Origin of the sequence: Bacillus sp. FJAT-14266 (genome assembly GCF_001719225.1) — a bacterium.
Taxonomy (GTDB): domain Bacteria; phylum Bacillota; class Bacilli; order Bacillales; family Bacillaceae; genus Bacillus; species Bacillus subtilis.
This window is the reverse complement of record NZ_CP017072.1, coordinates 2398458-2420907: the sequence shown is the minus strand read 5'-3', so window position 1 is coordinate 2420907 and position 22450 is coordinate 2398458. Positions and strand designations below refer to the sequence as shown.

Sequence of the window (22450 nt, the reverse complement as noted above, 5' to 3'; positions counted from 1 at the left end):
TATAGTGACAAAAATTTATGACGCAGCAAACTGGTCAAAGCATGAAGACGATTTTACCCAAATGTTCTATAACCAAAACGTGAAACAGTTCTGGCTTCCTGAAGAGATTGCTTTAAACGGCGATCTCCTCACATGGAAGTACCTCGGAAAAAATGAGCAGGATACTTATATGAAGGTACTGGCCGGACTTACGCTTCTTGATACAGAGCAGGGGAATACGGGGATGCCGATCGTGGCTGAACACGTAGATGGCCACCAGCGGAAAGCGGTGCTGAACTTCATGGCGATGATGGAGAACGCTGTCCATGCGAAGTCGTACTCTAATATTTTCATGACCCTTGCACCGACTGAAACGATCAATGAAGTATTTGAATGGGTTAAACAAAATAAATATTTGCAGAAAAAAGCGCAAATGATTGTCGGGCTTTACAAAGCCATTCAAAAAGATGATGAAATTTCACTGTTCAAAGCGATGGTTGCTTCCGTTTATCTGGAAAGCTTCCTTTTCTACAGCGGTTTCTATTATCCGTTATATTTCTACGGACAAGGAAAACTGATGCAAAGCGGTGAGATCATTAACCTGATCCTTCGTGACGAAGCGATTCACGGCGTGTATGTCGGTCTCCTTGCTCAGGAAATTTATAATAAACAGACAGAAGAGAAAAAAGCAGAGCTTCGTGAATTTGCGATTGACCTTCTGAATCAGTTATATGAAAATGAGCTTGAATATACAGAGGATTTGTACGATCAAGTCGGACTCTCACACGATGTAAAGAAATTCATCCGCTATAATGCGAATAAAGCGCTGATGAATCTTGGATTTGATCCATACTTCGAAGAGGAAGATATTAATCCGATCGTATTAAACGGATTAAACACAAAAACAAAATCGCATGACTTCTTCTCTATGAAGGGGAATGGCTATAAAAAAGCGACAGTTGAGCCGCTCAAAGATGATGACTTTTATTTTGAAGATGAAAAAGAGCAGATATAATATCTGCTCTTTTCGGCTTGAAGGTTCAAATGAGGAGGACGCAGTACCCATGGGAAAAATGGACGAAATGATTTTAGTTGCCCCGCGCGATGATGTGTTTAAGAAAGAAAGCTTAACCTTCCAGGGCGTATACAGTGAAGATAGCAGAGTAGCAGAAATCATGGCTCAGATTGAAGCGGCCTATCGTGAAATGAGAAGAGGGGACGCAGAAGAAGATACGCGTTTCAAGCAGCCGATACCTTATGTCGTCATTAAGCGTGAAGATGAAGTTTTTCTTTACGAGCGGCTGGCTGGCGGCGGTGAATCGCGTCTGCACAACAAGCTTTCTCTCGGCTTTGGCGGCCATATGAACGCCATCGAAGGGGCAGCTTCATTTGCTGAAGTCTTAAAGCTGAACACAGACCGTGAGCTTGAGGAAGAACTGCAAATAAATGAAGAAGATAAACAGGCGATTGTCACACTGGGATTGATCAATGATGATGAAAACAGTGTTGGCAAAGTGCATATTGGTATTCTTTCTGCGCTTCAATTAAAGCCTGGGGCACAAGTGGAAGTGAAGGAGAAAGAACAAATTGCGGGTAAATGGATGAAAGTTTCTGAATTAAAACAGGAAGACATCTACAACCGTCTGGAAACATGGTCACAGTTTGTTGTTGATATTCTTGAATAAAAAAACCCGGTTTCTCGCGATGAGGAGCCGGGTTTTTTTATGAGACGCTCGTCCCCGTCTCGGCTATGATTCTAGGATCACAATAGCGTCAAAGCCGGCATTTTTCGCTCTGGCAGCGAGGGTGTCTGCATTGTCTTTGGATGAAAATGCGCCAATCTGCACTTTGTATAATCCGTCCTTTAAAAGGACAATCGAGTCAAAACCTTTGGCTTCGGCTTTACTTGCAAGCGAGTCGGCATTCGCTTTGACTTTAAATGCGCCGCTTTGAACCTTATATAACCCTGAGCTGGAAGTCTTTTTAAGGTTAAAGGCTTGCTCCAGCCCCTTTGCATGTCCTCTCGCTAAGCTTTGAATAAAACTGCTCGTTTTCAGCTTATTTGCATCGGCAACGGTATCAATGAAGCCGTTCTCGGTCAAGAGGGCAGGCATTGCCGACTCCCTTAGGACGTGGAAGTTCGCTGTTTTTTTGCCGCGATCGGCAAAGTCGACAGCTTGTATCACTTCAGAGTGAATTGTCGATTGATAAGTCGTCGTCGGAGCTCCTACACCTGGATAAATATAGCTTTCAAAACCTGTGCCTCCCCCGGAATTAACGTGAATGGACAAAAAGAAATCTGCTCCCCAGTTATTTGCGGCATTTGTCCGGTCGTTTAAGCTGACATATTGGTCGCTTGTCCGGCTCAGCAGCAAAGAAACGTCTTCATATTCATTAGTTAATATCGTACGTAAGGCTAAAGCGATTTGCAGGGTTAACGTTTTTTCCTGAAGGCCATTACCTGTTGCGCCTGGATCAGACCCGCCATGGCCAGGATCAATAAAAATTTTAACCATTTTTCATCACCTCATTACAGGATATGAAAAAACACGGCTTCTGCTTGTACGATTATCATTCAACTGAAAAATGAGGAAATAACCCTTTCACATCCGGAAATTATTTCTCGGGAAAGCGCACAATTCAACATGAAGCGACAACAGATACGGTCTGAAATGAAATCTGTGCATACGCCATATGTTTGTATGTACTATGGGTTCGGTTAACCTGCACTGATTCCTGCTGGTTTTAAGCTTTGCGTTCATATTAAATCAAGCATTTAAAACGTAAATTGATGAGAAAAGCTCCTTTCAATAAAGACACCACTTTATAAATCGAAAAAAAGAAAAACACTTCAGGTATCTTAGGGCGGGTAATACGCTTCGTACAAAAAACAGCCCGTTGCATGAAAAAGAAATAATGAGAAAGAAGCTCACCATAATACTCTGACAAAATGATTAAAAACAAAATCTCATGGTTTGTCCACCCCATGTCCGTGAATACAATAAGAAATAAAGTATTTCTCGGGAAAGCGCAGGATTCCTTATTGTTCCCGAAAAAAGCAATTGTTTCGACACATGATAGGCGTTTGTCACAATCGGCATCCGCTTGAATATCATATAGAGAGAACAGAGAGGTGAAGATGTTGGAGCGCGCTGTGACTTATAAAAACAACGGACAGATCAACATTATTCTGAACGGGCAAAAGCAGGTGCTGACGAATGCTGAGGCAGAGGCGGAATATCAGGCTGCATTGCAAAAAAACGAAGCAAAGCACGGCATTTTGAAGGAAATCGAAAAAGAGATGAGCGCATTAGTTGGGATGGAGGAAATGAAACGCAACATCAAGGAAATATACGCCTGGATTTTTGTGAACCAAAAACGCGCGGAGCAAGGCTTGAAGGTTGGAAAGCAAGCGTTGCACATGATGTTTAAAGGAAATCCGGGAACGGGAAAAACGACGGTTGCACGGCTCATCGGCAAGCTGTTCTTTGAAATGAATGTCCTGTCAAAAGGCCACTTAATAGAAGCGGAGCGGGCTGACCTGGTCGGGGAGTATATCGGACACACCGCCCAAAAGACGAGAGATTTAATCAAAAAGTCATTAGGTGGCATTTTGTTTATAGACGAAGCCTACTCGCTGGCAAGAGGCGGCGAAAAGGACTTTGGGAAAGAAGCGATCGACACACTTGTCAAGCATATGGAAGACAAACAGCATGAGTTTATTTTGATACTCGCCGGATATTCACGGGAAATGGATCATTTTCTCTCGTTAAATCCCGGTCTCCAATCAAGATTTCCCATCTCCATTGATTTTCCGGATTACTCTGTGACACAGCTCATGGAGATTGCGAAACGAATGATCGATGAAAGGGAATACCAGCTCAGTCAAGAAGCTGAATGGAAATTGAAAGATTACTTAATGACAGTGAAAAGCACGACAAGTCCCATTAAATTCAGCAATGGACGTTTTGTCAGAAATGTGATCGAAAAATCGATCAGAGCACAAGCCATGAGGCTTTTAATGGGAGACCAATACTTAAAAAGCGACTTGATGACCATCAAAAGCCAAGATCTTTCCATTAAAGAAGAAGCATCTGGATCTGCATAGACCTCTCAGTTTGTGAGAGGTCTGTTTTTTGCTCGTATTTCCGCTTTTCAAAGCAATCGATTTGTGGTATACACATGCAGGGTTTGGTATGATAATACTACTGCCCAATATGCAAAAGAAAGGAACATCCATTTGAACGAACAAGAAACGATTCAGGAGAAAGCCATTTTAGTCGGATGTCAGCTGCCGCATATCACGGATGAGCATTTTGAAAATTCTATGGAAGAGCTAGCATCTCTGACAAAAACAGCAGACGGAAAAGTACTGACCAGCGTCACACAAAAACGGAACAGGGCTGACGCCGCTACATATATAGGAAAAGGGAAGGTAGAAGAGCTGAAGGCACTGGTGGAAGAGCTTGAAGCTGATCTCCTCATCTTTAATGATGAACTGTCGCCAAGTCAGCTGAAGTCATTGGCAACAGCAATTGAAGTGAAGATGATTGACCGCACGCAATTGATATTAGATATTTTTGCAAAGCGGGCGAGAACGAGAGAAGGCAAACTTCAAATTGAGCTGGCTCAGCTGCAATATGCACTGCCGCGTCTGACGGGACAAGGGATCAACCTTTCCCGGCAAGGCGGAGGAATTGGGGCAAGAGGTCCCGGGGAAACGAAACTGGAAACCGACCGCCGCCATATCAGAAATCGCATTCATGAAATCAACACACAGCTTTCCACTGTCATTCGCCATAGAAGCCGATACCGTGAAAGAAGAAAGAAAAACGGTGTGCTTCAAATTGCGCTTGTCGGCTATACAAACGCAGGGAAATCAACATGGTTCAACCGCCTGACGAGTGCCGACAGCTATGAAGAAGATCTCCTGTTTGCCACGCTGGACCCGATGACCAGAAAAATGGTCCTGCCAAGCGGCTACAGTGTTCTTCTTACAGATACAGTAGGATTTATTCAGGATCTTCCGACGACATTGATTGCTGCATTCCGCTCAACGCTTGAGGAAGTAAAAGAAGCGGATTTGATCCTGCATTTAATTGATTCTTCAAATGAGGATTATGCGGGACATGAAAAAACAGTGCTTCGGCTTCTCGAGGAGCTTGAAGCAGATGATATCCCGATGCTGACGGCTTACAATAAACGTGATCAAAAACTGCCTGATTTTATACCGTCCGCCGGAAGGGATCACATTATGGTCAGTGCGAAATTTGAGGACGACGCTGCAGCCTTTAAAGAAGCGATTCAGCGCTATTTGCGCCAAGAACTGTTAACGTCTTTTGAAGCACATGTGCCGGCAAGTGAAGGGAAGCTCCTTTCCAGAATCAAATCGGAAACGATGGTAGACCGCTTCTATTTTAATGAAGAAAATGAACAGTATGACATATCCGGCTATGTCCAAGAAGAGCAAAGTATCATCGGTGAATTAAAGAAGTATATGTAGGAAGGAAATATAAAGACATGTTTGACACATTAACACACGGAGAATTATTGAAGAAAACGGCAATGGAAGTGGAAGCGGACATTGCCGGCATTCATAAACAAATAGAAGAAATCAGCGAGCGAAATGAGTGGAGAGTGCTTCAAAGCTATAGAAAACACAAAGTAAGCGACACTCATTTCACGCCGTCTACTGGATACGGCTATGATGATATCGGAAGAGACACGCTTGAAAGCATATATGCGGATGTGTTTGGCGGAGAAGCGGGGCTTGTAAGGCCGCAAATCATTTCAGGCACACATGCCATCTCAATTGCTTTGTTCGGTGTCCTCAGACCGGGGGACGAGCTCCTTTATATCACGGGCAAGCCGTATGATACGCTAGAGGAAATTGTGGGCGTCAGGGGTGGAGAAAACGCTGGTTCGTTAAAGGATTTTCAAATCGGCTATAATGCGGTTGATCTGACGAAAGACGGAAAGATAGACTATGATGCAGTCGCCGCTGCGATCAATCCGAAGACAAAAGTAATCGGCATTCAGCGCTCAAAAGGATATGCGAATCGCCCTTCTTTCTTAATTAGTGAAATAAAAGAAATGATCCGTTTTGTAAAAGAAATCAATGAAAATCTGATCGTCTTTGTGGACAACTGTTACGGAGAATTTGTGGAAGAGCTTGAGCCTTGCCATGTCGGAGCCGACCTGATGGCGGGATCTCTCATTAAAAATCCCGGCGGCGGCCTTGCGAAAACAGGCGGCTACCTCGTCGGAAAAGCGAAATGGATTGAAGCTTGCTCATACCGTATGACGTCACCCGGCATCGGCAGAGAAGCGGGGGCATCTCTTTACTCGCTCCAAGAAATGTACCAAGGCTTCTTTTTGGCGCCTCATGTTGTGTCTCAAAGTCTAAAGGGAGCGGTGTTTGCAGCGAGATTCCTTGAAAAACTCGGCTTCACTTCAAACCCGAAATGGGATGCGAAAAGAACGGATTTAATACAATCCGTTGAGTTTTCTGACAGAGAAAAGATGATTGCTTTTTGCCAGGCTATTCAATTTGCATCGCCAATCAATGCTCATGTGACGCCTTATCCAGCCTACATGCCTGGATACGAGGATGATGTCATTATGGCAGCAGGGACGTTTATTCAAGGAGCAAGCATCGAATTATCAGCTGATGGCCCTATCCGCCCGCCGTATGTAGCGTATGTTCAGGGAGGATTAACCTATTCGCATGTGAAGAATGCCATATGCAGTGCAGTGGATTCATTGATGGAAAAGCAATTAATTTAAATTTTTTAAAAATTTCTCTGGATTTGATGTTAAGAATCCTTACATCGTATTGACACATAATATAACATCACCTATAATGAAACTAAGTTAAGAAAAGGAGGAAATTGAGATGAGTGATAATATTCGCCGCTCAATGCCTTTATTTCCAATAGGAATTGTCATGCAGTTAACTGAGTTATCAGCAAGACAAATTCGATATTATGAGGAAAATGGACTGATATTTCCAGCCAGAAGTGAAGGAAATAGACGATTATTTTCATTTCATGATGTAGATAAACTGTTAGAAATCAAGCACCTGATAGAACAAGGTGTAAACATGGCAGGAATTAAACAGATTCTGGCGAAAGCCGAAGCCGAGCCAGAACAAAAACAAAACGAGAAGACGAAAAAACCAATGAAACATGATCTGTCCGATGACGAACTGAGACAGCTCCTGAAAAACGAGCTCATGCAAGCCGGCCGTTTTCAAAGAGGGAATACATTCCGTCAAGGCGACATGTCCCGCTTCTTTCATTAATCCGTTAGCAACTGTTTTGCTATATACATTTACCTTTTAAGAGGAGGAATTTTACCAAATGGCAAAGTACACTAGAGAAGATATCGAAAAATTAGTAAAAGAAGAAAACGTGAAGTATATCCGCCTTCAATTTACTGACATTCTTGGAACAATCAAGAATGTTGAGATTCCTGTAAGCCAGCTTGGAAAAGCGCTTGATAATAAAGTCATGTTTGACGGTTCTTCTATTGAGGGATTCGTTCGTATCGAGGAGTCAGACATGTACCTGTATCCAGATCTAAATACATTTGTTATCTTCCCATGGACAGCTGAAAAAGGTAAAGTAGCACGTTTCATCTGTGATATTTACAATCCGGATGGCACACCTTTTGAAGGTGACCCGCGAAACAACTTAAAACGGATTTTGAAAGAAATGGAAGACCTCGGATTTAGTGATTTTAACCTTGGGCCTGAGCCTGAATTCTTCCTATTCAAATTGGACGAAAAAGGCGAGCCGACGCTTGAACTAAACGACAAAGGCGGGTATTTCGACTTAGCTCCAACTGATTTAGGAGAAAACTGCCGCCGCGATATCGTGCTTGAACTTGAAGAGATGGGCTTTGAAATCGAAGCATCTCACCACGAAGTAGCACCTGGTCAGCACGAAATTGACTTTAAATATGCTGGAGCAGTCCGCTCTTGTGATGACATCCAAACATTTAAACTAGTTGTCAAAACAATTGCCCGCAAACACGGCCTGCATGCGACATTTATGCCAAAACCATTGTTCGGCGTGAACGGTTCAGGTATGCACTGCAATCTATCACTCTTCAAAAATGGTGTTAACGCATTCTTTGACGAAAACGCAGATCTTCAGTTAAGTGAAACAGCGAAACACTTCATTGCAGGTATCGTGAAGCACGCAACAAGCTTTACAGCAGTAACAAACCCGACAGTAAACTCTTACAAACGTCTTGTTCCTGGCTATGAAGCACCTTGCTATGTAGCATGGAGCGCGCAAAACAGAAGCCCGCTTATCCGTATCCCGGCTTCCCGCGGCATCAGCACACGTGTTGAAGTACGCAGCGTAGACCCAGCTGCAAACCCGTACCTTGCACTTAGCGTATTGCTTGCTGCAGGATTAGACGGAATCAAAAACAAACTGGAAGCGCCGGCTCCAATCGACCGCAACATCTATGTGATGAGCAAAGAAGAGCGCATGGAAAACGGAATCGTTGACCTTCCAGCAACACTTGCGGAAGCACTAGAAGAATTCAAATCAAACGAAGTCATGGTCAAAGCGCTGGGCGAGCACCTATTCGAACACTTCATCGAAGCAAAAGAAATCGAATGGGATATGTTCCGCACACAAGTTCATCCTTGGGAGCGCGAACAGTATATGTCTCAGTATTAATCTTTCAACCCCTTGGCACTATTGGTGTCAGGGGATTTTTTGATTGGTTAACAATTTTGATAACTTAATATAAATCATAGAGCGCCCACAAAACACCCACAAAAAAACAATAAAAAATTACTCCATAATAGTGGAGATATAATTTTCGTACTTATTCATTGAATCCCTATCAATCTTTTTGCTGATATGTGAGTAAATATCTGACGTAACTTGAATACTTTTATGACCCAGTCGTTCTTCTACATATTTCATTGAAGCACCTGACTCAAGGAACAAAACAGCATGTGTGTCATGAAGGGCGTGAATAGGGAGTTTCTAGACCAGCTTTATTTAGTATACGGACAAAAGCATTATAATGTGAACCATCTTTGCGAGTGAAGACTAAGTTAAGGTCATGGTGATAGATCCCGTTAAGCTGAAGTTTATCTTTGTTTTGTCGTTTTCTAAGTTCGTGAAGTTCATTTACCAACCTTTGATCAATAGTAATAATACGCCTGGATGTATAAGTCTTAGGGTCGCCAAATAATTCATCTTTTGAAGCTGCTTTAAAATCTAGAGTTTTAGAAATTGAGCTGGTTTTATTTTTTAAATCAATATCTGACCACTGTAAAGCAGCAGTCTCGCCTTTGTGCATGCCAGTATTTCCGAGTGTTTTAAAGAAAATATAGTACATATAACCATATTCATATGCTACACGTAAAAAAAGAGGTATGTCATCGCAATTGATAAACTCCATATAGTATTCTCATTTTTTATTTGTTTTAATCTCGATACCATAACAAGGATTTTTTTGAGCTTTCCTAATATTGCTGCTTTCTCCATTGCATTTCGCATTGTTATGTGGATAATTTTGGTGGTTCATATAAGAATTGGTTATCGTTGCCGCTCGGCCGTCTGTCGGGAAAACTGCTTTTTGCTTAAACGTTGCGGCAAATTCTATGGGTAGTTCAGTAAATCAATATAGCGGCGGTGCAGTAGGTATTTTCTCTCTTGAAATGTCACGTAAGCAGCTCTTAAAAAGAATGGCGTCCATTCTCGGAAATATCAATGCAGATGCAATGAGAACAGGAAATTTGACAGCTAATGATTGGAACAAGCTTTCACAAGCAAATGATATTCTCGGTTCCGCTGATCTAAGAATATTTGACCGCCCGGGCGTCACAGTAAATGAGATATGGTCAAAGGCAAGGAAAATGAAACGGGAGTATGCGGGCAAGGATATCTTGATCATTATTGATTATTTGCAACTGATTACAGGTTCAGCAAAGCACAGGGGGAACAGAACACAGGAAATAGGCGAAATAAGCCGTATGCTCAAGCATATGGCTCGAGAGTTAGACATTTGTGTGATTGCTCTTAGTCAGCTTTCAAGGGGCGTTGAACAGCGGCAGGATAAGCGCCCGATGATGTCTGATATTAGGGAATCAGGGCAAATTGAGCAGGACGCGGATGTCATTGGGTTTCTTTATCGGGACGATTATTATGACAAGGAAAGCGAAAGTAAAAACATAATTGAAATCATTATTGCTAAACAGAGAAACGGTCCTGTTGGTACTGTCTCATTGGCGTTCATTAAAGAATATGGATTGTTCTTAAATTTGGAGCGCAGGTTTGAAAGTTAGAGATTGGTATCGAGAAGCGCTGCGGCATAATTATTATTCTCTCATTCTGCTGATAGAGTTTTTGGTTTATGAGAAGAAAACCATAAACCTGCAGGATCCGGAACAGGCGCTAAATTTTTATTTACAGGAAAGATTTAAGGATAAAATGAACGCTTATTTGTTGGCATACGAGCAGCGGGTTAAGGAAGGAAACAAGAGATTTGGGGATTGAATATTGAAATCTAATTTGGTTGGGAATTATTGAAACTATCTTCCATTCAGATCGTAAGATTAGTTGGAGGAGGGATAATATGAATATAGATAAAGAAATATTTAAGATGGCACTAGAGATAAAACGTGCTAAGAGTTTCAAAAATGTGTTTTGGATATCATCTTTTTTAAAATCTAAAGAAGACCGAAGGAAAAAGAGGCTTTTCTTCTTTCTGGGGGCTGTTGGTATAATAGCTTACTTTCTAATCGGAAGGGAATTTTTATTTAAAAATTTATATTATTTATTTGAAGAATTAACTGCTATATTAAATATCTCAAAGTCTAACGCTATTATATTCACTATAAGCCTTTCAATCTTTCCAATTATGGCGATAATTGCGATTACTTTAAGGAAATACGCAATGTTGGTTGACCCTGAATGGGAGATTGGTGATTTATATTATTCACTTTCATATAGGGCCATAAAAAAACATTTAAACAGAAAAAAATATAATGATAAAGTTATTGAACAACGCATTTTACCTTATATAATTTCGAAAAACTCCAATCTTGAGTTATATTCAATTGGTTCATTTCTTAAAGTTGTTATACCATCTATTGTAGTAGCTATACCTGTTAGTATTTTTGGGATAGGCTTTACAACAAGTATTAATGATAACACAGCCAATCTAGGAGATTTTAAGAGCTTTTTATTAGCCCTTGGAGTTATTACAGGTATGTTATGGTTTATTGGAGCAGCATCATTTAAAGCACTACCTTCTTTAAATATTTTTAGTGAAAAAAAAGCATATAAGGAACTTGAGCTAATTTTACAAGGATATTTATTAGAGAAAGAAGTTAAACTTGATAGTAGAAAGAAGATAAAGAGAAAAGTTTAAATTATGTCCAAGACGGAAAGCCTGCGGACACTGAGCCTACAGCTATAACGCTGTTTGTTTCGGTGTTCTTTTTTTTACTAAAGAACTCCCTACTGACAACAGATTGATATGTGGGGTTAGCACGTTGAGGGGGAGATTGTAAATTGATAAAATAGGATGATAAAGAAAAAGAAGGTGTTAATTGATGAATTTAGTAGATAGCTTTAAAACGCTTTTGGCCTCCTTTGGAGTGCCTACTATCGTTATTACAAGTATATTCATTGCTGCGAATCTTTTTAAGGTTTTTCAGCCTATTACTATGTTTTCTTCAGTTGTTTTTGAACAAAAGCTGTTCTCTAAGGAAAAAATGTTCATTGTTAAATTATGCAAGTACATTTTTTATACATTAGCCTGGATGGTTATTTTTGCCTCCTTAGGGGAGACATTAAGAGAAAAACTCAATTGGGATTATAATAGAAACTGGTCTGTTACAGCTGAAGTCATAATAGGGATAATAATTATTGTCCTTGTATCTTTAAATGAAATAAGAAACCCTGAGCATAAAATGTATAAGATAAAATCTAATGGTTTTTTTAAAATTTTTATGGTTTGTTTATATTTGTTGCTTTTATTCATTTTCTACATTCAGGTATATTTATTGCTCGCTTTTCCTCAATTCAAAGAATTTGATATGTTAACTGCTGCTATATTGATGTTTTTTATAACTTGTACTGCGATTCCTGTTATAACAGGTATTGTATTTAAGTCGATTAATTTAACATACGAGAAACATGTTTTTATAGAAGATGAAGATAAAAATGAGTGGTTCATATTACATCCAATAAGTAAGGAAGTCATTTTATTGGGAGATAAATATGACCCTAGATTATGCACAAAAACTATGGTAGTGAAATTAGAAGACTTATATAAAAAGCCGATAAAAGTCTATAAAAATTAAGTCCAAGACGGAAAGCCTGCGGACACTGAACCTACAGCATTAGCGCTGTTTGTTCGATGTCCTTTTTATTTTGAAGAATCAGGAGGTTAAATATGAATCAAATGAGATTAAACCTTCCTCAGATTGACGAAGAAGCCACTAAAGCAAAAGCAGAGAAGCTACTTGATCAATACCGGCTATATCTCTTACAGGTGCCAGATGATTTTTTACCAAAGGTTACACCAACTTATAGCATTGTTCCGCCGAGCATTACGAATGAATTTCATTCATCGACAGAAGATGCAGCATTAAAACGTCTTGATTGGGAGATTCAGCGTGATAAATTTTTAAAAAGGATTCAAAGGGCTGTTAACCGGCTTGCTCAAAGAGAACGGCAGATCATTGTCATGCTCTATATGCAGCCGGAAGAAATGTATGATTATGAAGTGTATGGTGAAATGGACCTAAGCGCGCGCAGCTATTATCGTGTTAAAGCAAAAGCTCTCTACAGACTGGCATTTGCTCTAAGGGAAGAGGTTTACAAAAATGTAAACAGTTAAAGAATGATTTTAAGGCTTATCTATATGGGAGTATGGTAATATATTCTTAAAGGAGGTTGGATATGTTTTCTGATAAATGGATAAATATATTAAATGAAGTTGAATCTTTCCATGGGGGGAATAACGCTGTATGGTTTAGAGGTCAAAATAATGAAAAGTATACGTTGAATTCTGGTCTATATCGGTTAAATCTAAATGATCCAGATGATTATTTAGAAAAGGAGAGAGGGATTTACAAAAGTTTCATGAGAAGAGCTTATACTCTTACTCAAGCTAGAAGCTGGGAACTTCTTTTTATAATGCAACATCATGGGGTAAGGACAAGATTATTAGATTGGACAGAGTCTTTTGCTGTTGCATTATTTTTCGCTGCCTTAAATTGGGAGAAAGATAGTAATTGTGCAGTTTGGCTGTTAAATCCTATAGGATTAAATTATAGGGTCTTGGGTAGGGAAGGTTATTTTACACCAAATGGCGAATACTTAACTTATATTAATCCTAAAAATGTAAAACTTAGGGATAAATCTTTAGCACTTTATCCATTTAAGAATAGTCCTAGAATTATAGCTCAACAGGGTATGTTTACTATTCAAGGTGTTGGTAATAGACCTCTTGAAGATGAATACGGGGGGGAATTGTTAGATACAGGGATACTTAAGAAAATAGTCATTACTAACGAGTTAAGAAATGATGTTTTTCGTTATTTAAAACTAAATGGCATAAGTAATTTTTCTATGTTTCCAGATCTCGATGGTTTAGCTTTGGATATTAATAGAAGTTTAGAAAATAGAATTGATAAGCAATTAATTCAAAATGAATCTTTAAGTCAAAATATTGGAATAGCAGGGAGTAATACATAATTTTTTGGCACAAACTTGACAGAATAACGGCACACCATTTTGTTTTAAGTAAGGTATTATGGTAATAGGTAATAAATTAAAAGCACTCTCCCAATAGGGCGGGTGCTTTTTCTGTGAAAAAAGAGCAACCAGTTGGCTGCTCGATAAATAATTATTTTTTGCGTGCGTTACGTTAAATTTCAATGGTTTTGTTTAAGTTAACTTAACTTAAGGCAATTAAGACCTTGGATTTTTATAAATTCCAAGATGTTCTTTAATTGCATCTTGAAGTAGATGAGAATAATTGATCTTATGCTCCTTTGCAATCTCATCCATCCAACGTGGAATTGTTAATGTTTTCTTAACTGCTGCGTTTTCCATTTCATGACGGAAAGGCGGCATCCAGGTTTCAATTAGTACGATGCTTTGACTATTTTCTGTTTTGATTTCCTTGGTTGGTGTTGCTGCAGGAATCTCATCACCATCTTGCTCAAGTCCATATAGGTGTAATGCCATTGCTTCTTTTGCCATGGTAAGAGCTTCTTCGTCTGTATTGCCACATGTTATGCAACCTGGTAAATCAGGAAATGTAACTGTGATTCCGTCATCGTCATAATCGAAAAGGGCTGGATAAATGTAACGATCTTTTTTCATTTGATGCAAAACCCCTTTTTCATTTTATTATATCATTATTTATTTCATTAACTCCTTTGGCAAAGGAAGGCTTATTCTAGCCCTGCCTGCTCATGGATTGATTTTACTGTTCTTTTTGGTAAGTCTTTCTTTGGATGTGGGATAGTCACAAGTCCTTTTTTATGAGGATGTCTAAACAGATGATGACTGCCTTTTACTCGGACTTCGTACCATCCATCATTTTTAATCAGTTTGATTATTTCTCTGGAACTCATTAGATGTTTACCATCTCCTTTCTATACCCTTATTATAACACGTATAAAAATACGTGTAAATTTTCATTTTGGGAACTTTTTTCGACAGATTATGTAAATAGGAAAAATCATCTGGAAAATACGAGTTAAATTGGTATATTTTAATTAAAATTATATAAAGGAGATGGGAAAAGTGCTTAAGAAATTAGCCGTGTTTGGACTGTTAATTAGTATGTTGGTTGTAGGATCGGGAGGTGCTTTAGCAGCAGGAAAAGAATCCAAAAGTGTAAATGCGCCTGGAGAAGCTACCATTAATGGTATTGGTCAGTATGTCAGGTGGACTATTCAAACGGGAGTAAATGGTGGGTACGTACAGGGGTTTTTATATGAAGACTGTGGAAATGGTTTTAAAACAATAGATGAAATGAGTACTGGTTTAGGCTATATCTTTGATGAACTTACAAATAATGTTTATATGTCATATGGTTGTAAGTACACTATTGATGTTAGACAACACGCAGGAACAGGTGGCAAAGGCTTTATCAGAAACTGGGACTAAAGATATTAATAAACAAAGAGCATCCTTTAAGGATGCTCTTTTGTCTTACGACTGCCACTATTTATAAGGGTGCTTTTGTTCGACAAATTCTGCAAATAGTTCCTTTAATTACTGCTTTCACCGATAATAAGGGGGAGGTGAAACAGTGTGGACGAACTTATAAAAACTTTCGGTGTACTACCCACCGCATTAACAGCTGCAGCAGCTATTATAGTACCATTTATTACTTTTATTTTAGGTAGAATCAATGAAGATCATAAAGTTAAGTTTGAATACAGAACTTTTATGGTGATGGATGAGATAACAGGAAAATACCATCTTAAAAATGCTCCTTTTGTAAAGAAGGGGTCCAAGTTATTATTGCCAAAGAGCTACGAGAGTTTAGAGAAATTTATAATAGGAAAAAGACTAGATCAAGATGAGAATTTCACTGATGTATCTAGATTTAACTATTTACAGGTAAGGACTGTTGGGAAAAGTATTATTACAGGTGGATACATTAAAATAAAATTAGGTAACGATGATGAGAGTATAATAGAAACATCTTTGCCATTTATGCTTCCCGATGATGAGGTTTATATCCCACTGGATATAACTCATGAGAATGTTACTAATCGCAAATATGGAATTAAAAGAATAGATGTTTGGTATCAATTGCAAACAGGACAACGGATGAAATATAAAAGTGTAAGATCATTTAAAGAGGAAGAAAACGAGACAATCATTAAAGATAGTCATAGTGTAAAAAAATTTCATTTATATTACTGGAAGATTCAAAATTTAAGAGGAAAGAACATGGGATGGTATTATCTGAATTTAAATAAAAGCGAACAAAAGAACCCTTCTAACTGAAGGGTTTTTATATTCTCTGTAAACTCTGCGTCCAGTAAATCTTGGGTAAAACAATTGGCGGCTGACACTCTCTAAGCGTAGAATAACCAGATGTAAAAAAGATATTATGGTTATATTTGTAAATTGACTATGCACCTGTCTAGATTCTTGTCATAAAATAAAACGAATTAATTAATTGAGGAGTGACAATGATGCATTTAAATCAAAATTATAGTTCAGGAGCAAATTATGTTCCTAATTATGGGTACCCGGTTTATCAACCACTCATACAGCATCAGGAGAACCGAGGACAAAGGCAAGTTGTAGATGGAGGAACATTATATACATCTGATCACACACGTCATGAAGATCTTGGAGATGGTTTTGACCTTTGGCTGTGGCGAGATAGAACGCAAGTTCCTGGAAATACGTATCTTGCAATACGTTTAGATGGGTCAGGTAGCAGAGCTATAAGCGCAGGGTGGTCTATTTCAGACTATTTGCCTGCTTATGCAATGGAAAGTTTCAATGATATTATACACAACCGCAGTGATCAATGGATAATCACTATTCACAACCCTACACCTAATCCTAGATTACTATCCTTTTATTTAATAACTAAGAGAAAAAGATAAACATGAATAGATATTAAAACATTGTGCATGTAACTATATGTATGTTGATATTAAATAACATTGTAATAAAGGTGAAATTATTTACTATATAAATTAGTAGACGCTTCCAAATGAAGGAAGTGTTTTTTGTTGAGGAGAAATTGTCGTGAAACTGCTGTTGATAAGGGCAAAAGGGCACGTGGGTAAAGAGGTTAAGAGAGAGCCATAGAGAATGATGTGCGTCAGGCGATTAACCAAGGATTCTCTGTGTATGAGGAAGATCTTGACCTGTCTTTGCTAATGTGGATGTATCAGAGATAACACGAGGGGAAGAAACTCTTTGGGTAGATGGAAGAAGAATGGAGGCATCTGATTTCAATGGAGATATTGATGAGAAAGATTTGGGAAAAGATTACGACAATCATTGATGATTTTATTGGAGAAACTTACATCAATTCAACAAAAGAAGAAATAGAGGATAAGGTTTATGCCCCTTAAGCCCCTGAGAGTATGCGCTGCCCCTGGGTGCCCCAGCCTCACCCGTGGTCGGTACTGTGATACACACCAGACACAGCAACAAGAAGAAACGAAACATTACAACAAATATTCAAGAAATAAAACAATAACAAGTTTTTATAAATCAATAGATTGGAAACGAACAAGACAACTTGCATTGATACGAGACAATTATCTTTGTCGGCATTGTTTGAAAGATCATTGCTTCACTCCGGCTGACATGGTGCATCACATAGTGGAAGTAAAAGAAGATTGGGCGAAAAGATTAGATTTGGACAACCTTGTCAGCCTGTGTAATGCCTGTCACAACAAGGTTCATGGCAGCAAGGGCAAGTGACACTCCCCCCCTATCCAAATCTCTGGAAAGGAAACGTTTGGAGAACGGCGCCCTCTCTTCTGCAAACAAACACCGCTTTTCAAAGTTCCGGAAAAACAAATTACCCTCCCGGCGAAATTGCCGAGAGGGCTTGGTACGACTGGTTTTGTTATTACTTCCATCGTATCACGATTGGTGAAAAAAACAAGCAAAAAATGCAATTTTTTTGATGTGAAATGAGGTGAGAACATGCCGAGGCCTGCAAAATCCGCGACGCTTCAATTGATACAGGGCAACCCAAATAAAAAGAATACGGAAGAGCTGGCCGCCCGGGCTGAGCACGAGAAGAAAATGAAAATGCGATCCGATAATATAAAACCGCCAACGTGGTTGGATAAGGTCGGGAAAAAAGAATTCAAACGGGTTGCTGCTCTATTAACAGAAGTTGAAATCATCACGGAAGCGGACATCAGCATGTTGGCTGCCTATTGTAATGCCTATTCGCAGTATGTATCAATTTCTAAAATTATCGAAGAAGACGGGATCATGGTCCATACGGAAGGAAAAGACGAAGACGGCAAACCAATAAAGCTTGTTGGTGAAGAGCATCCGTTATTAAAGCGGCAAAAGAATTATTTTGATCAAATGAAATCAGCAGCGAATGACTTTGGCCTTACACCGTCTGCCCGGGCAAAACTTGCTATCACCCGTACCCAGGAAGAGCGGGAAAAGACGGCTGCGGAGAAGGAGTTTAGAAACGTATGAAGACAATCAAACAATTTCTCATTGATTACTCGCGCGATGTGATATCGGGTGAGATTGTGGCGTGTGAAAAACACATTTGGGCCTGCGAGCGTTTTTTAAATGATGTGAGTCGGGAAGGCACAAGGGAGTTTCCTTATGTGTTTGATGATGAAAAAGCCCGCCGGTTTCTTTATTGGATGACCCAGTTTAAACACACGAAAGGACCTTTGCTGGGAGCTCAAAGGGGATGACGTAAGGCAGATTCAAAAAGCGCTGGCTGCGCTTTATTTCTACCTGGATAAAAGGGGCGAAGAATAACGGTATTGATGGCGTGTATGTCCCGAAAACAGCAAATGCAGTCAAACGTTTCCAGCCAGTAAACAGTCTGACTGCTGACGGCATTTATGGTCCGAAAACGAAAGCAAAACTTGAAGCACTATTAAAATAATATAATAATCCTCCCTTGCTAATTGTGACATTACGTATCAAAAATAGCCCTTTAGTAGCTGACTTTTTTTGTTACAATGATGGAAATAGTAAGGGGGGATAATATGGCTTTACTTCGCTTTATAAGTTTGTACGGAATAGCCATCATTATATTGGCGGTCATAGCGAATTTTGCTCCATTTTTGGCGATGCCGTTATACTATATTGCCGTAGCTGCATTAGTCTTTCTGATTGTTTATCTGATATATCATTATACCCGAAAAAACAGTGGGAGGAAAAAGTAAAATTGTAAAGAAATGTATATAAGAGGGCGAGGTGACTGATAAATAGGAGGAGATTATCGTGAAAAAGATATTGCTTTTTTGCCTGACTTTCTCTTTGGTATTTAGTATCTTCGGTGAAGCAGCGAGCGCAGCACCTAAACAAAAGTCACAGCAAGATATTACTGACATTAGAAATTACGTTGAAAAAACAGTTCCTTTGTTGAAATCTAGCCTAGAAAATCTACCCAAAAACTCTTTTTTGGAAAAAATCGAAAAAGTAATTTCGAATCACTACAAAAACAATCCAGCACCTAAAGCATTTAGCAATCCAGACATATCGCTTTATGATGTTTTCCCAGAAATGAAATCAGAACTAGAAAAATTCAACGGTAAAGCTTTCAATATGAACAGCTTTATGGCTGAACAAGAAAAAAGCAAATCCTATGGGGATGTGCTTACTTTTGAAACACAAAACAGTACGGTTAAGGTTTATCTAGGTGATCTGGGGGATATCCAGATACTTGAGCAAAAAACTTTAACTGACTCTCCAGACTCTGATGCAAGCGTCCAAGGCACTACAAAAACAGAAAGGACCACTGGTATTGCTTATGGACTTGGTGGACCGAAGCTCTTCACACTTTGGGCCGAAGGAAGATTTAAATATGACGGCAAAAAAGTTTGGGCTACTTATAAAGATGGCGACTATCAGCGCCACCCGATGGGGACAGCTTTGGCAATCTCTCCTAGGGTATTAGGACAAGACCGGGACACCAGCCATGGAGGATATGCCTATAGAGAGGTTTATTCACGTATATATGTTGAATCCATTGTAGGTTTTAAATGGGCCGGCATCGTTTTAAACTCAGCTCTTGTTGAGGCGTTTATAGGGTCTACTGCAAAAGGAAGTGTTTACGGAGGCGTGAAGAAAGTGTAAAGGTAATAACCTCGCCCGAAAAGCCCGTCTCATAAGGCGGGCTTTAAATAATCCATAATTTCTTTTCTTTATCCCAAGAAAGAGCACCTTAACGAATTAAGCTTTTTGTAGTCTCACGTATTTCCTGTTCACTTTATCCGGTCTTTCTTTTTAATTCTGGCAAAGTCGGGTTCTTTCCATATAAACGCATGTTAACGATATGATCCGATATAACTTACGTTCAAAATCATTCATGTTACAAGCCTACTTAATAATTTTTCTCAATAATTTGTTAGTGGCTTTACCAGCAGCACGGCGAGCAATTCTTTTCCCGAGCGTTCCTTTTATTGCGGCTTGCACATTACCCAAGATGCGTGCTAAAGTATATAAAAATCCGCGGCTTTGTAAAGACTCAAAATGGTTACTCCCTTATCAAGTTCATACATTAATTATAACAGAAGAGAAATGCCCATATTGCCCACGGTTTGCCCACACTTTTTTATAAACCATTGCAAACCAGTTCAAATAGACATATAATGATGCCTTGCAAAAAGCCTGACGTAATAGGATTTAGTTATAAATGGGTTGTATTCTAAACCCTAGAGGAACAATTGATCTGATGGTCACTAAAGTTAAGATATATTCTAAGTTTATGACCAAAATCAAGACCAAAATTTGACCGAAAAATATAACTAATCATACATACTGTATTACAATTTTATACGAATGAACTTACTGAAACGTGTGATAAATAAGGGTTTTCATTGTTATACATTATGTATATTATCTAAAGAATCATGTTCCGCACGCAAGTATATTCTTTAGAACGCGAACAGTATATGTCTCAGTATTAATCTTTCAACCCCTTGGCCTATTGGTGTTAAGGGATTTTTTATGTTAATAGGTAATAAATCATGGAGCGGCACTGCTAAAAAGCAGGGTCACTTTTATCTATGTCACTAATAAGTCTATGTACTAAATTTTCAATTAGGAAAATAATTCTATGCTTAAGGAAAGTAATACGCATAAATAATTCGACAAACTCTATGATAATTCCATTGTTCAATACTTCTACCAGCAATAATAAGATGAGTAAGGTAGATGTTTATCATTGACATCATAACCAAATGAATCCATAATTACGTTGAAATCTAAATCAATTTTCAAAAAGGAGATTTCTATGAAAAAATTGACTATCTTCTCCGGGGGATTAGGAGCGGTTTTTTCTGTACTGGCTCAACTGTTTGCGGTTATAGATGACTCTTACACTTTGGGGAATTTATGGTTTTTAGGTGCTTTGGCGGGAATTATAACCATGCTTGCTTCAATCCAGACAAATAATAAACCAATCTTCAGCATTTTATTAATTTCTAGTTCAGTAATAGGTCTACTTGGAACTGGTCTTGTATACATCATACCAACACTGTTCAATATAATAATAATTTATAAATTTTCAAAAGTAAGCCAATAAGCCAATGGGAAAATTAAGGTTCTTTTTTTATTTAACATCCCTTTGACAAGGTCGGTAATGAATCGCAGAATGTTGCAACTGGTCCACACAGTTGGGGCAATCGTGGGCATGATTATCGAACGCCATGTTTCTAGGATACCGGAATTGAAACATTTGCTGAGGGGTTTCGTGAAGCTATCACCAAATGTCCATTTCAATAGTTGCATGTCTAAAGAAGCTATCATAGGAGGACAATACTGTGTGGAAAGCTTTAAGTCAATTACTCAAGAAACAGAAAAATCAAAGTCCACTCGATGAGGGTTATATACAGATTCCTGAAAAGGATATAAATCAAGAATTAAAGCAAGTGATATTTGAGTTGGAGAGCCTGGGGGAAGTAGTATCGAAAAAGCTGCAGAATAAGTATGCAGGTGTTTTTGAAGCTCAGGATAAACCAAATCTCAGTATCAAAGTTTGTAGAGACATAGATGGAGATGTGCTAAATGATTTTACAGCTGAGAGATGTTTTGAAAAAGAATACCGTTCACAAATAGCAATTAATTACTATCAACCTGCAATAGTCTGTGATGAAGAATTAGACTGTTTCACAATGGATTTGTGGTATTACTACGGTGGATATAAAGGGACGGGTTGTGGAACATTATTCGATTTAAATAATAATGACTTAGAAAAAGAAATTGAAGAGACGCTAATATTTTTGCTCAATGACAAACAATTCGAGAAATAAAAAAGAAGGCCGCAAAGCGCTTTCAATCAACTGATGAAGCTAAGAAAAGCGTTTAAGAATTAGCTGACTTGGGTGACAGCGAGTTTTCCGGGAAGGGTGCAGACAACATTAAAGCATTTTATCATGATCATGCCGGCATTACAGATCAATGTATCAATCGGATTGACATGGAAATTGCTTTCTTAAGCATCATTCTGCAAAACTTGTAGATGCAAAGATGTAAGATACTTACATAGAAGAGTCATTTTTAAAACATGAGCTGGCCAACGATTACACAAAATCAAAATTCATATGTCTGAACAAAAGAAAACGATGAAAGATTTGAATAAATATCTTAAGAGGATAAAAAAGTGAATTGGTCAAAGGAATTGAAATATTTAAAAGGGCTATTAGGCTCCAAAACGCTTGCAAAAGATTTAAAAATCCAAATGAATGTTTAAGTATTTGTTTTCAGGTTTAGTG

Annotated in this window: 23 protein-coding genes and 4 pseudogenes; 23 read left to right on the top strand and 4 right to left on the bottom strand. The window is 38.8% G+C overall.

Annotated elements, in window-relative coordinates; translation table 11 throughout:
- Positions 1–4: 4 nt before the first annotated feature.
- A complete protein-coding gene (nrdF, locus tag BGM23_RS12750) occupies positions 5–994 on the top strand; it encodes a class 1b ribonucleoside-diphosphate reductase subunit beta (RefSeq protein ID WP_003231754.1) in 990 nt (329 codons plus the stop codon).
- 49 nt (positions 995–1043) lie between these two features.
- Positions 1044–1664 (top strand): hypothetical protein, encoded by a 621-nt coding sequence (locus BGM23_RS12745; protein ID WP_046664231.1) that lies wholly within the window; start codon positions 1044–1046, stop codon positions 1662–1664.
- 63 nt (positions 1665–1727) lie between these two features.
- Here the strand turns inward: BGM23_RS12745 and cwlC are convergent, their stop codons facing one another.
- Complete coding sequence (gene cwlC, locus BGM23_RS12740; RefSeq protein WP_046664233.1) at positions 1728–2495, bottom strand: sporulation-specific N-acetylmuramoyl-L-alanine amidase; 768 nt, start codon at positions 2493–2495, stop codon at positions 1728–1730.
- Positions 2496–3118: 623 nt separating this feature from the next.
- Here cwlC and spoVK point away from each other — a divergent pair.
- From spoVK to glnA, 5 genes are all read left to right on the top strand, one after another.
- A complete protein-coding gene (spoVK, locus tag BGM23_RS12735) occupies positions 3119–4087 on the top strand; it encodes a stage V sporulation protein K (protein WP_003231746.1) in 969 nt (322 codons plus the stop codon).
- 132 nt (positions 4088–4219) lie between these two features.
- Positions 4220–5482 (top strand): GTPase HflX, encoded by a 1263-nt coding sequence (hflX, locus tag BGM23_RS12725; RefSeq protein WP_003231743.1) that lies wholly within the window; start codon positions 4220–4222, stop codon positions 5480–5482.
- Positions 5483–5499: 17 nt separating this feature from the next.
- Positions 5500–6765, top strand: a complete 1266-nt coding sequence (locus BGM23_RS12720; RefSeq protein WP_046664236.1) for a methionine gamma-lyase family protein — start codon at positions 5500–5502, stop codon at positions 6763–6765.
- 109 nt (positions 6766–6874) lie between these two features.
- On the top strand, positions 6875–7282 hold the full coding sequence (gene glnR, locus BGM23_RS12715) for a transcriptional repressor GlnR (RefSeq protein WP_003238341.1): 408 nt from the start codon (positions 6875–6877) through the stop codon (positions 7280–7282).
- 58 nt (positions 7283–7340) lie between these two features.
- Positions 7341–8675, top strand: a complete 1335-nt coding sequence (glnA, locus tag BGM23_RS12710; RefSeq protein WP_003231737.1) for a type I glutamate--ammonia ligase — start codon at positions 7341–7343, stop codon at positions 8673–8675.
- Between the two features lie 289 nt (positions 8676–8964).
- Here the strand turns inward: glnA and BGM23_RS12705 are convergent, their stop codons facing one another.
- A complete protein-coding gene (locus tag BGM23_RS12705; RefSeq protein ID WP_231940252.1) occupies positions 8965–9411 on the bottom strand; it encodes a site-specific integrase in 447 nt (148 codons plus the stop codon).
- A 130-nt stretch (positions 9412–9541) separates the two neighbouring features.
- Here BGM23_RS12705 and BGM23_RS12700 point away from each other — a divergent pair.
- The 5 genes and pseudogenes from BGM23_RS12700 to BGM23_RS12675 form a co-directional block, all read left to right on the top strand.
- Positions 9542–10297: pseudogene (locus BGM23_RS12700) on the top strand (replicative DNA helicase); the annotation flags it as partial.
- A 290-nt stretch (positions 10298–10587) separates the two neighbouring features.
- Positions 10588–11385 (top strand): hypothetical protein, encoded by a 798-nt coding sequence (locus tag BGM23_RS12690; RefSeq protein WP_029726455.1) that lies wholly within the window; start codon positions 10588–10590, stop codon positions 11383–11385.
- A 184-nt stretch (positions 11386–11569) separates the two neighbouring features.
- Positions 11570–12322, top strand: a complete 753-nt coding sequence (locus tag BGM23_RS12685; protein WP_029726454.1) for a hypothetical protein — start codon at positions 11570–11572, stop codon at positions 12320–12322.
- 92 nt (positions 12323–12414) lie between these two features.
- Complete coding sequence (locus BGM23_RS12680) at positions 12415–12861, top strand: ArpU family phage packaging/lysis transcriptional regulator (protein WP_029726453.1); 447 nt, start codon at positions 12415–12417, stop codon at positions 12859–12861.
- 62 nt (positions 12862–12923) lie between these two features.
- Positions 12924–13721, top strand: a complete 798-nt coding sequence (locus BGM23_RS12675) for an FRG domain-containing protein (protein ID WP_029726452.1) — start codon at positions 12924–12926, stop codon at positions 13719–13721.
- A gap of 216 nt (positions 13722–13937) precedes the next feature.
- On the opposite strand, the gene BGM23_RS12670 is transcribed toward BGM23_RS12675, so the two are convergent.
- Together BGM23_RS12670 and BGM23_RS12665 are read right to left on the bottom strand one after the other, a co-directional pair.
- Positions 13938–14354, bottom strand: coding sequence for a type II toxin-antitoxin system HicB family antitoxin (locus tag BGM23_RS12670; RefSeq protein ID WP_029726451.1), 417 nt, complete (start codon positions 14352–14354; stop codon positions 13938–13940).
- Between the two features lie 71 nt (positions 14355–14425).
- Positions 14426–14608 (bottom strand): type II toxin-antitoxin system HicA family toxin, encoded by a 183-nt coding sequence (locus BGM23_RS12665; protein ID WP_029726450.1) that lies wholly within the window; start codon positions 14606–14608, stop codon positions 14426–14428.
- Between the two features lie 172 nt (positions 14609–14780).
- Here BGM23_RS12665 and BGM23_RS12660 point away from each other — a divergent pair, with 172 nt between their 5' ends.
- The 11 genes and pseudogenes from BGM23_RS12660 to BGM23_RS22190 form a co-directional block, all read left to right on the top strand.
- Positions 14781–15146, top strand: coding sequence for a hypothetical protein (locus tag BGM23_RS12660; RefSeq protein WP_029726449.1), 366 nt, complete (start codon positions 14781–14783; stop codon positions 15144–15146).
- 147 nt (positions 15147–15293) lie between these two features.
- Entirely contained in the window at positions 15294–15998 is a 705-nt protein-coding gene (locus BGM23_RS12655; RefSeq protein ID WP_029726448.1) for a hypothetical protein, read from the top strand.
- Between the two features lie 188 nt (positions 15999–16186).
- Entirely contained in the window at positions 16187–16612 is a 426-nt protein-coding gene (locus BGM23_RS12650) for a hypothetical protein (RefSeq protein ID WP_128471789.1), read from the top strand.
- Positions 16613–17078: 466 nt separating this feature from the next.
- Positions 17079–17444: an HNH endonuclease gene (locus BGM23_RS21495; protein ID WP_029726446.1), complete on the top strand. Its 366-nt coding sequence runs from the start codon at positions 17079–17081 to the stop codon at positions 17442–17444.
- 228 nt (positions 17445–17672) lie between these two features.
- Positions 17673–18188, top strand: coding sequence for a phage terminase small subunit P27 family (locus tag BGM23_RS12645; RefSeq protein ID WP_029726445.1), 516 nt, complete (start codon positions 17673–17675; stop codon positions 18186–18188).
- A pseudogene (locus tag BGM23_RS12640) lies at positions 18185–18403 on the top strand (terminase large subunit); the annotation flags it as partial. The gene BGM23_RS12645 and the pseudogene BGM23_RS12640, both read left to right, overlap by 4 nt.
- Positions 18404–18416: 13 nt before the next feature.
- Positions 18417–18615, top strand: a pseudogene (locus BGM23_RS21485) (peptidoglycan-binding domain-containing protein); the annotation flags it as partial.
- Positions 18616–18956: 341 nt separating this feature from the next.
- A complete protein-coding gene (locus tag BGM23_RS12630; protein WP_029726442.1) occupies positions 18957–19811 on the top strand; it encodes a hypothetical protein in 855 nt (284 codons plus the stop codon).
- A 1159-nt stretch (positions 19812–20970) separates the two neighbouring features.
- A complete protein-coding gene (locus BGM23_RS12625; RefSeq protein ID WP_029726441.1) occupies positions 20971–21261 on the top strand; it encodes a hypothetical protein in 291 nt (96 codons plus the stop codon).
- A 238-nt stretch (positions 21262–21499) separates the two neighbouring features.
- Complete coding sequence (locus tag BGM23_RS22410; RefSeq protein ID WP_029726440.1) at positions 21500–21988, top strand: hypothetical protein; 489 nt, start codon at positions 21500–21502, stop codon at positions 21986–21988.
- A gap of 24 nt (positions 21989–22012) precedes the next feature.
- Positions 22013–22312: pseudogene (locus BGM23_RS22190) on the top strand (T7SS effector LXG polymorphic toxin); the annotation flags it as partial.
- Positions 22313–22450 lie beyond the last annotated feature (138 nt).

Excerpts from the sequence above, each read along its gene's own strand:
- BGM23_RS12745 (WP_046664231.1), top strand. The coding sequence starts at position 1,044 with ATGGGAAAAATGGACGAAATGATTTTAGTTGCCCCGCGCGATGATGTG.
- cwlC (WP_046664233.1), bottom strand. The coding sequence starts at position 2,495 with ATGGTTAAAATTTTTATTGATCCTGGCCATGGCGGGTCTGATCCAGGC.
- spoVK (WP_003231746.1), top strand. The coding sequence starts at position 3,119 with ATGTTGGAGCGCGCTGTGACTTATAAAAACAACGGACAGATCAACATT.
- BGM23_RS12720 (WP_046664236.1), top strand. The coding sequence starts at position 5,500 with ATGTTTGACACATTAACACACGGAGAATTATTGAAGAAAACGGCAATG.
- glnR (WP_003238341.1), top strand. The coding sequence starts at position 6,875 with ATGAGTGATAATATTCGCCGCTCAATGCCTTTATTTCCAATAGGAATT.
- glnA (WP_003231737.1), top strand. The coding sequence starts at position 7,341 with ATGGCAAAGTACACTAGAGAAGATATCGAAAAATTAGTAAAAGAAGAA.
- BGM23_RS12705 (WP_231940252.1), bottom strand. The coding sequence starts at position 9,411 with ATGGAGTTTATCAATTGCGATGACATACCTCTTTTTTTACGTGTAGCA.
- BGM23_RS12690 (WP_029726455.1), top strand. The coding sequence starts at position 10,588 with ATGAATATAGATAAAGAAATATTTAAGATGGCACTAGAGATAAAACGT.
- BGM23_RS12685 (WP_029726454.1), top strand. The coding sequence starts at position 11,570 with ATGAATTTAGTAGATAGCTTTAAAACGCTTTTGGCCTCCTTTGGAGTG.
- BGM23_RS12680 (WP_029726453.1), top strand. The coding sequence starts at position 12,415 with ATGAATCAAATGAGATTAAACCTTCCTCAGATTGACGAAGAAGCCACT.
- BGM23_RS12675 (WP_029726452.1), top strand. The coding sequence starts at position 12,924 with ATGTTTTCTGATAAATGGATAAATATATTAAATGAAGTTGAATCTTTC.
- BGM23_RS12670 (WP_029726451.1), bottom strand. The coding sequence starts at position 14,354 with ATGAAAAAAGATCGTTACATTTATCCAGCCCTTTTCGATTATGACGAT.
- BGM23_RS12665 (WP_029726450.1), bottom strand. The coding sequence starts at position 14,608 with ATGAGTTCCAGAGAAATAATCAAACTGATTAAAAATGATGGATGGTAC.
- BGM23_RS12650 (WP_128471789.1), top strand. The coding sequence starts at position 16,187 with ATGATGCATTTAAATCAAAATTATAGTTCAGGAGCAAATTATGTTCCT.
- BGM23_RS21495 (WP_029726446.1), top strand. The coding sequence starts at position 17,079 with ATGCCCCTTAAGCCCCTGAGAGTATGCGCTGCCCCTGGGTGCCCCAGC.
- BGM23_RS12645 (WP_029726445.1), top strand. The coding sequence starts at position 17,673 with ATGCCGAGGCCTGCAAAATCCGCGACGCTTCAATTGATACAGGGCAAC.
- BGM23_RS12625 (WP_029726441.1), top strand. The coding sequence starts at position 20,971 with ATGAAAAAATTGACTATCTTCTCCGGGGGATTAGGAGCGGTTTTTTCT.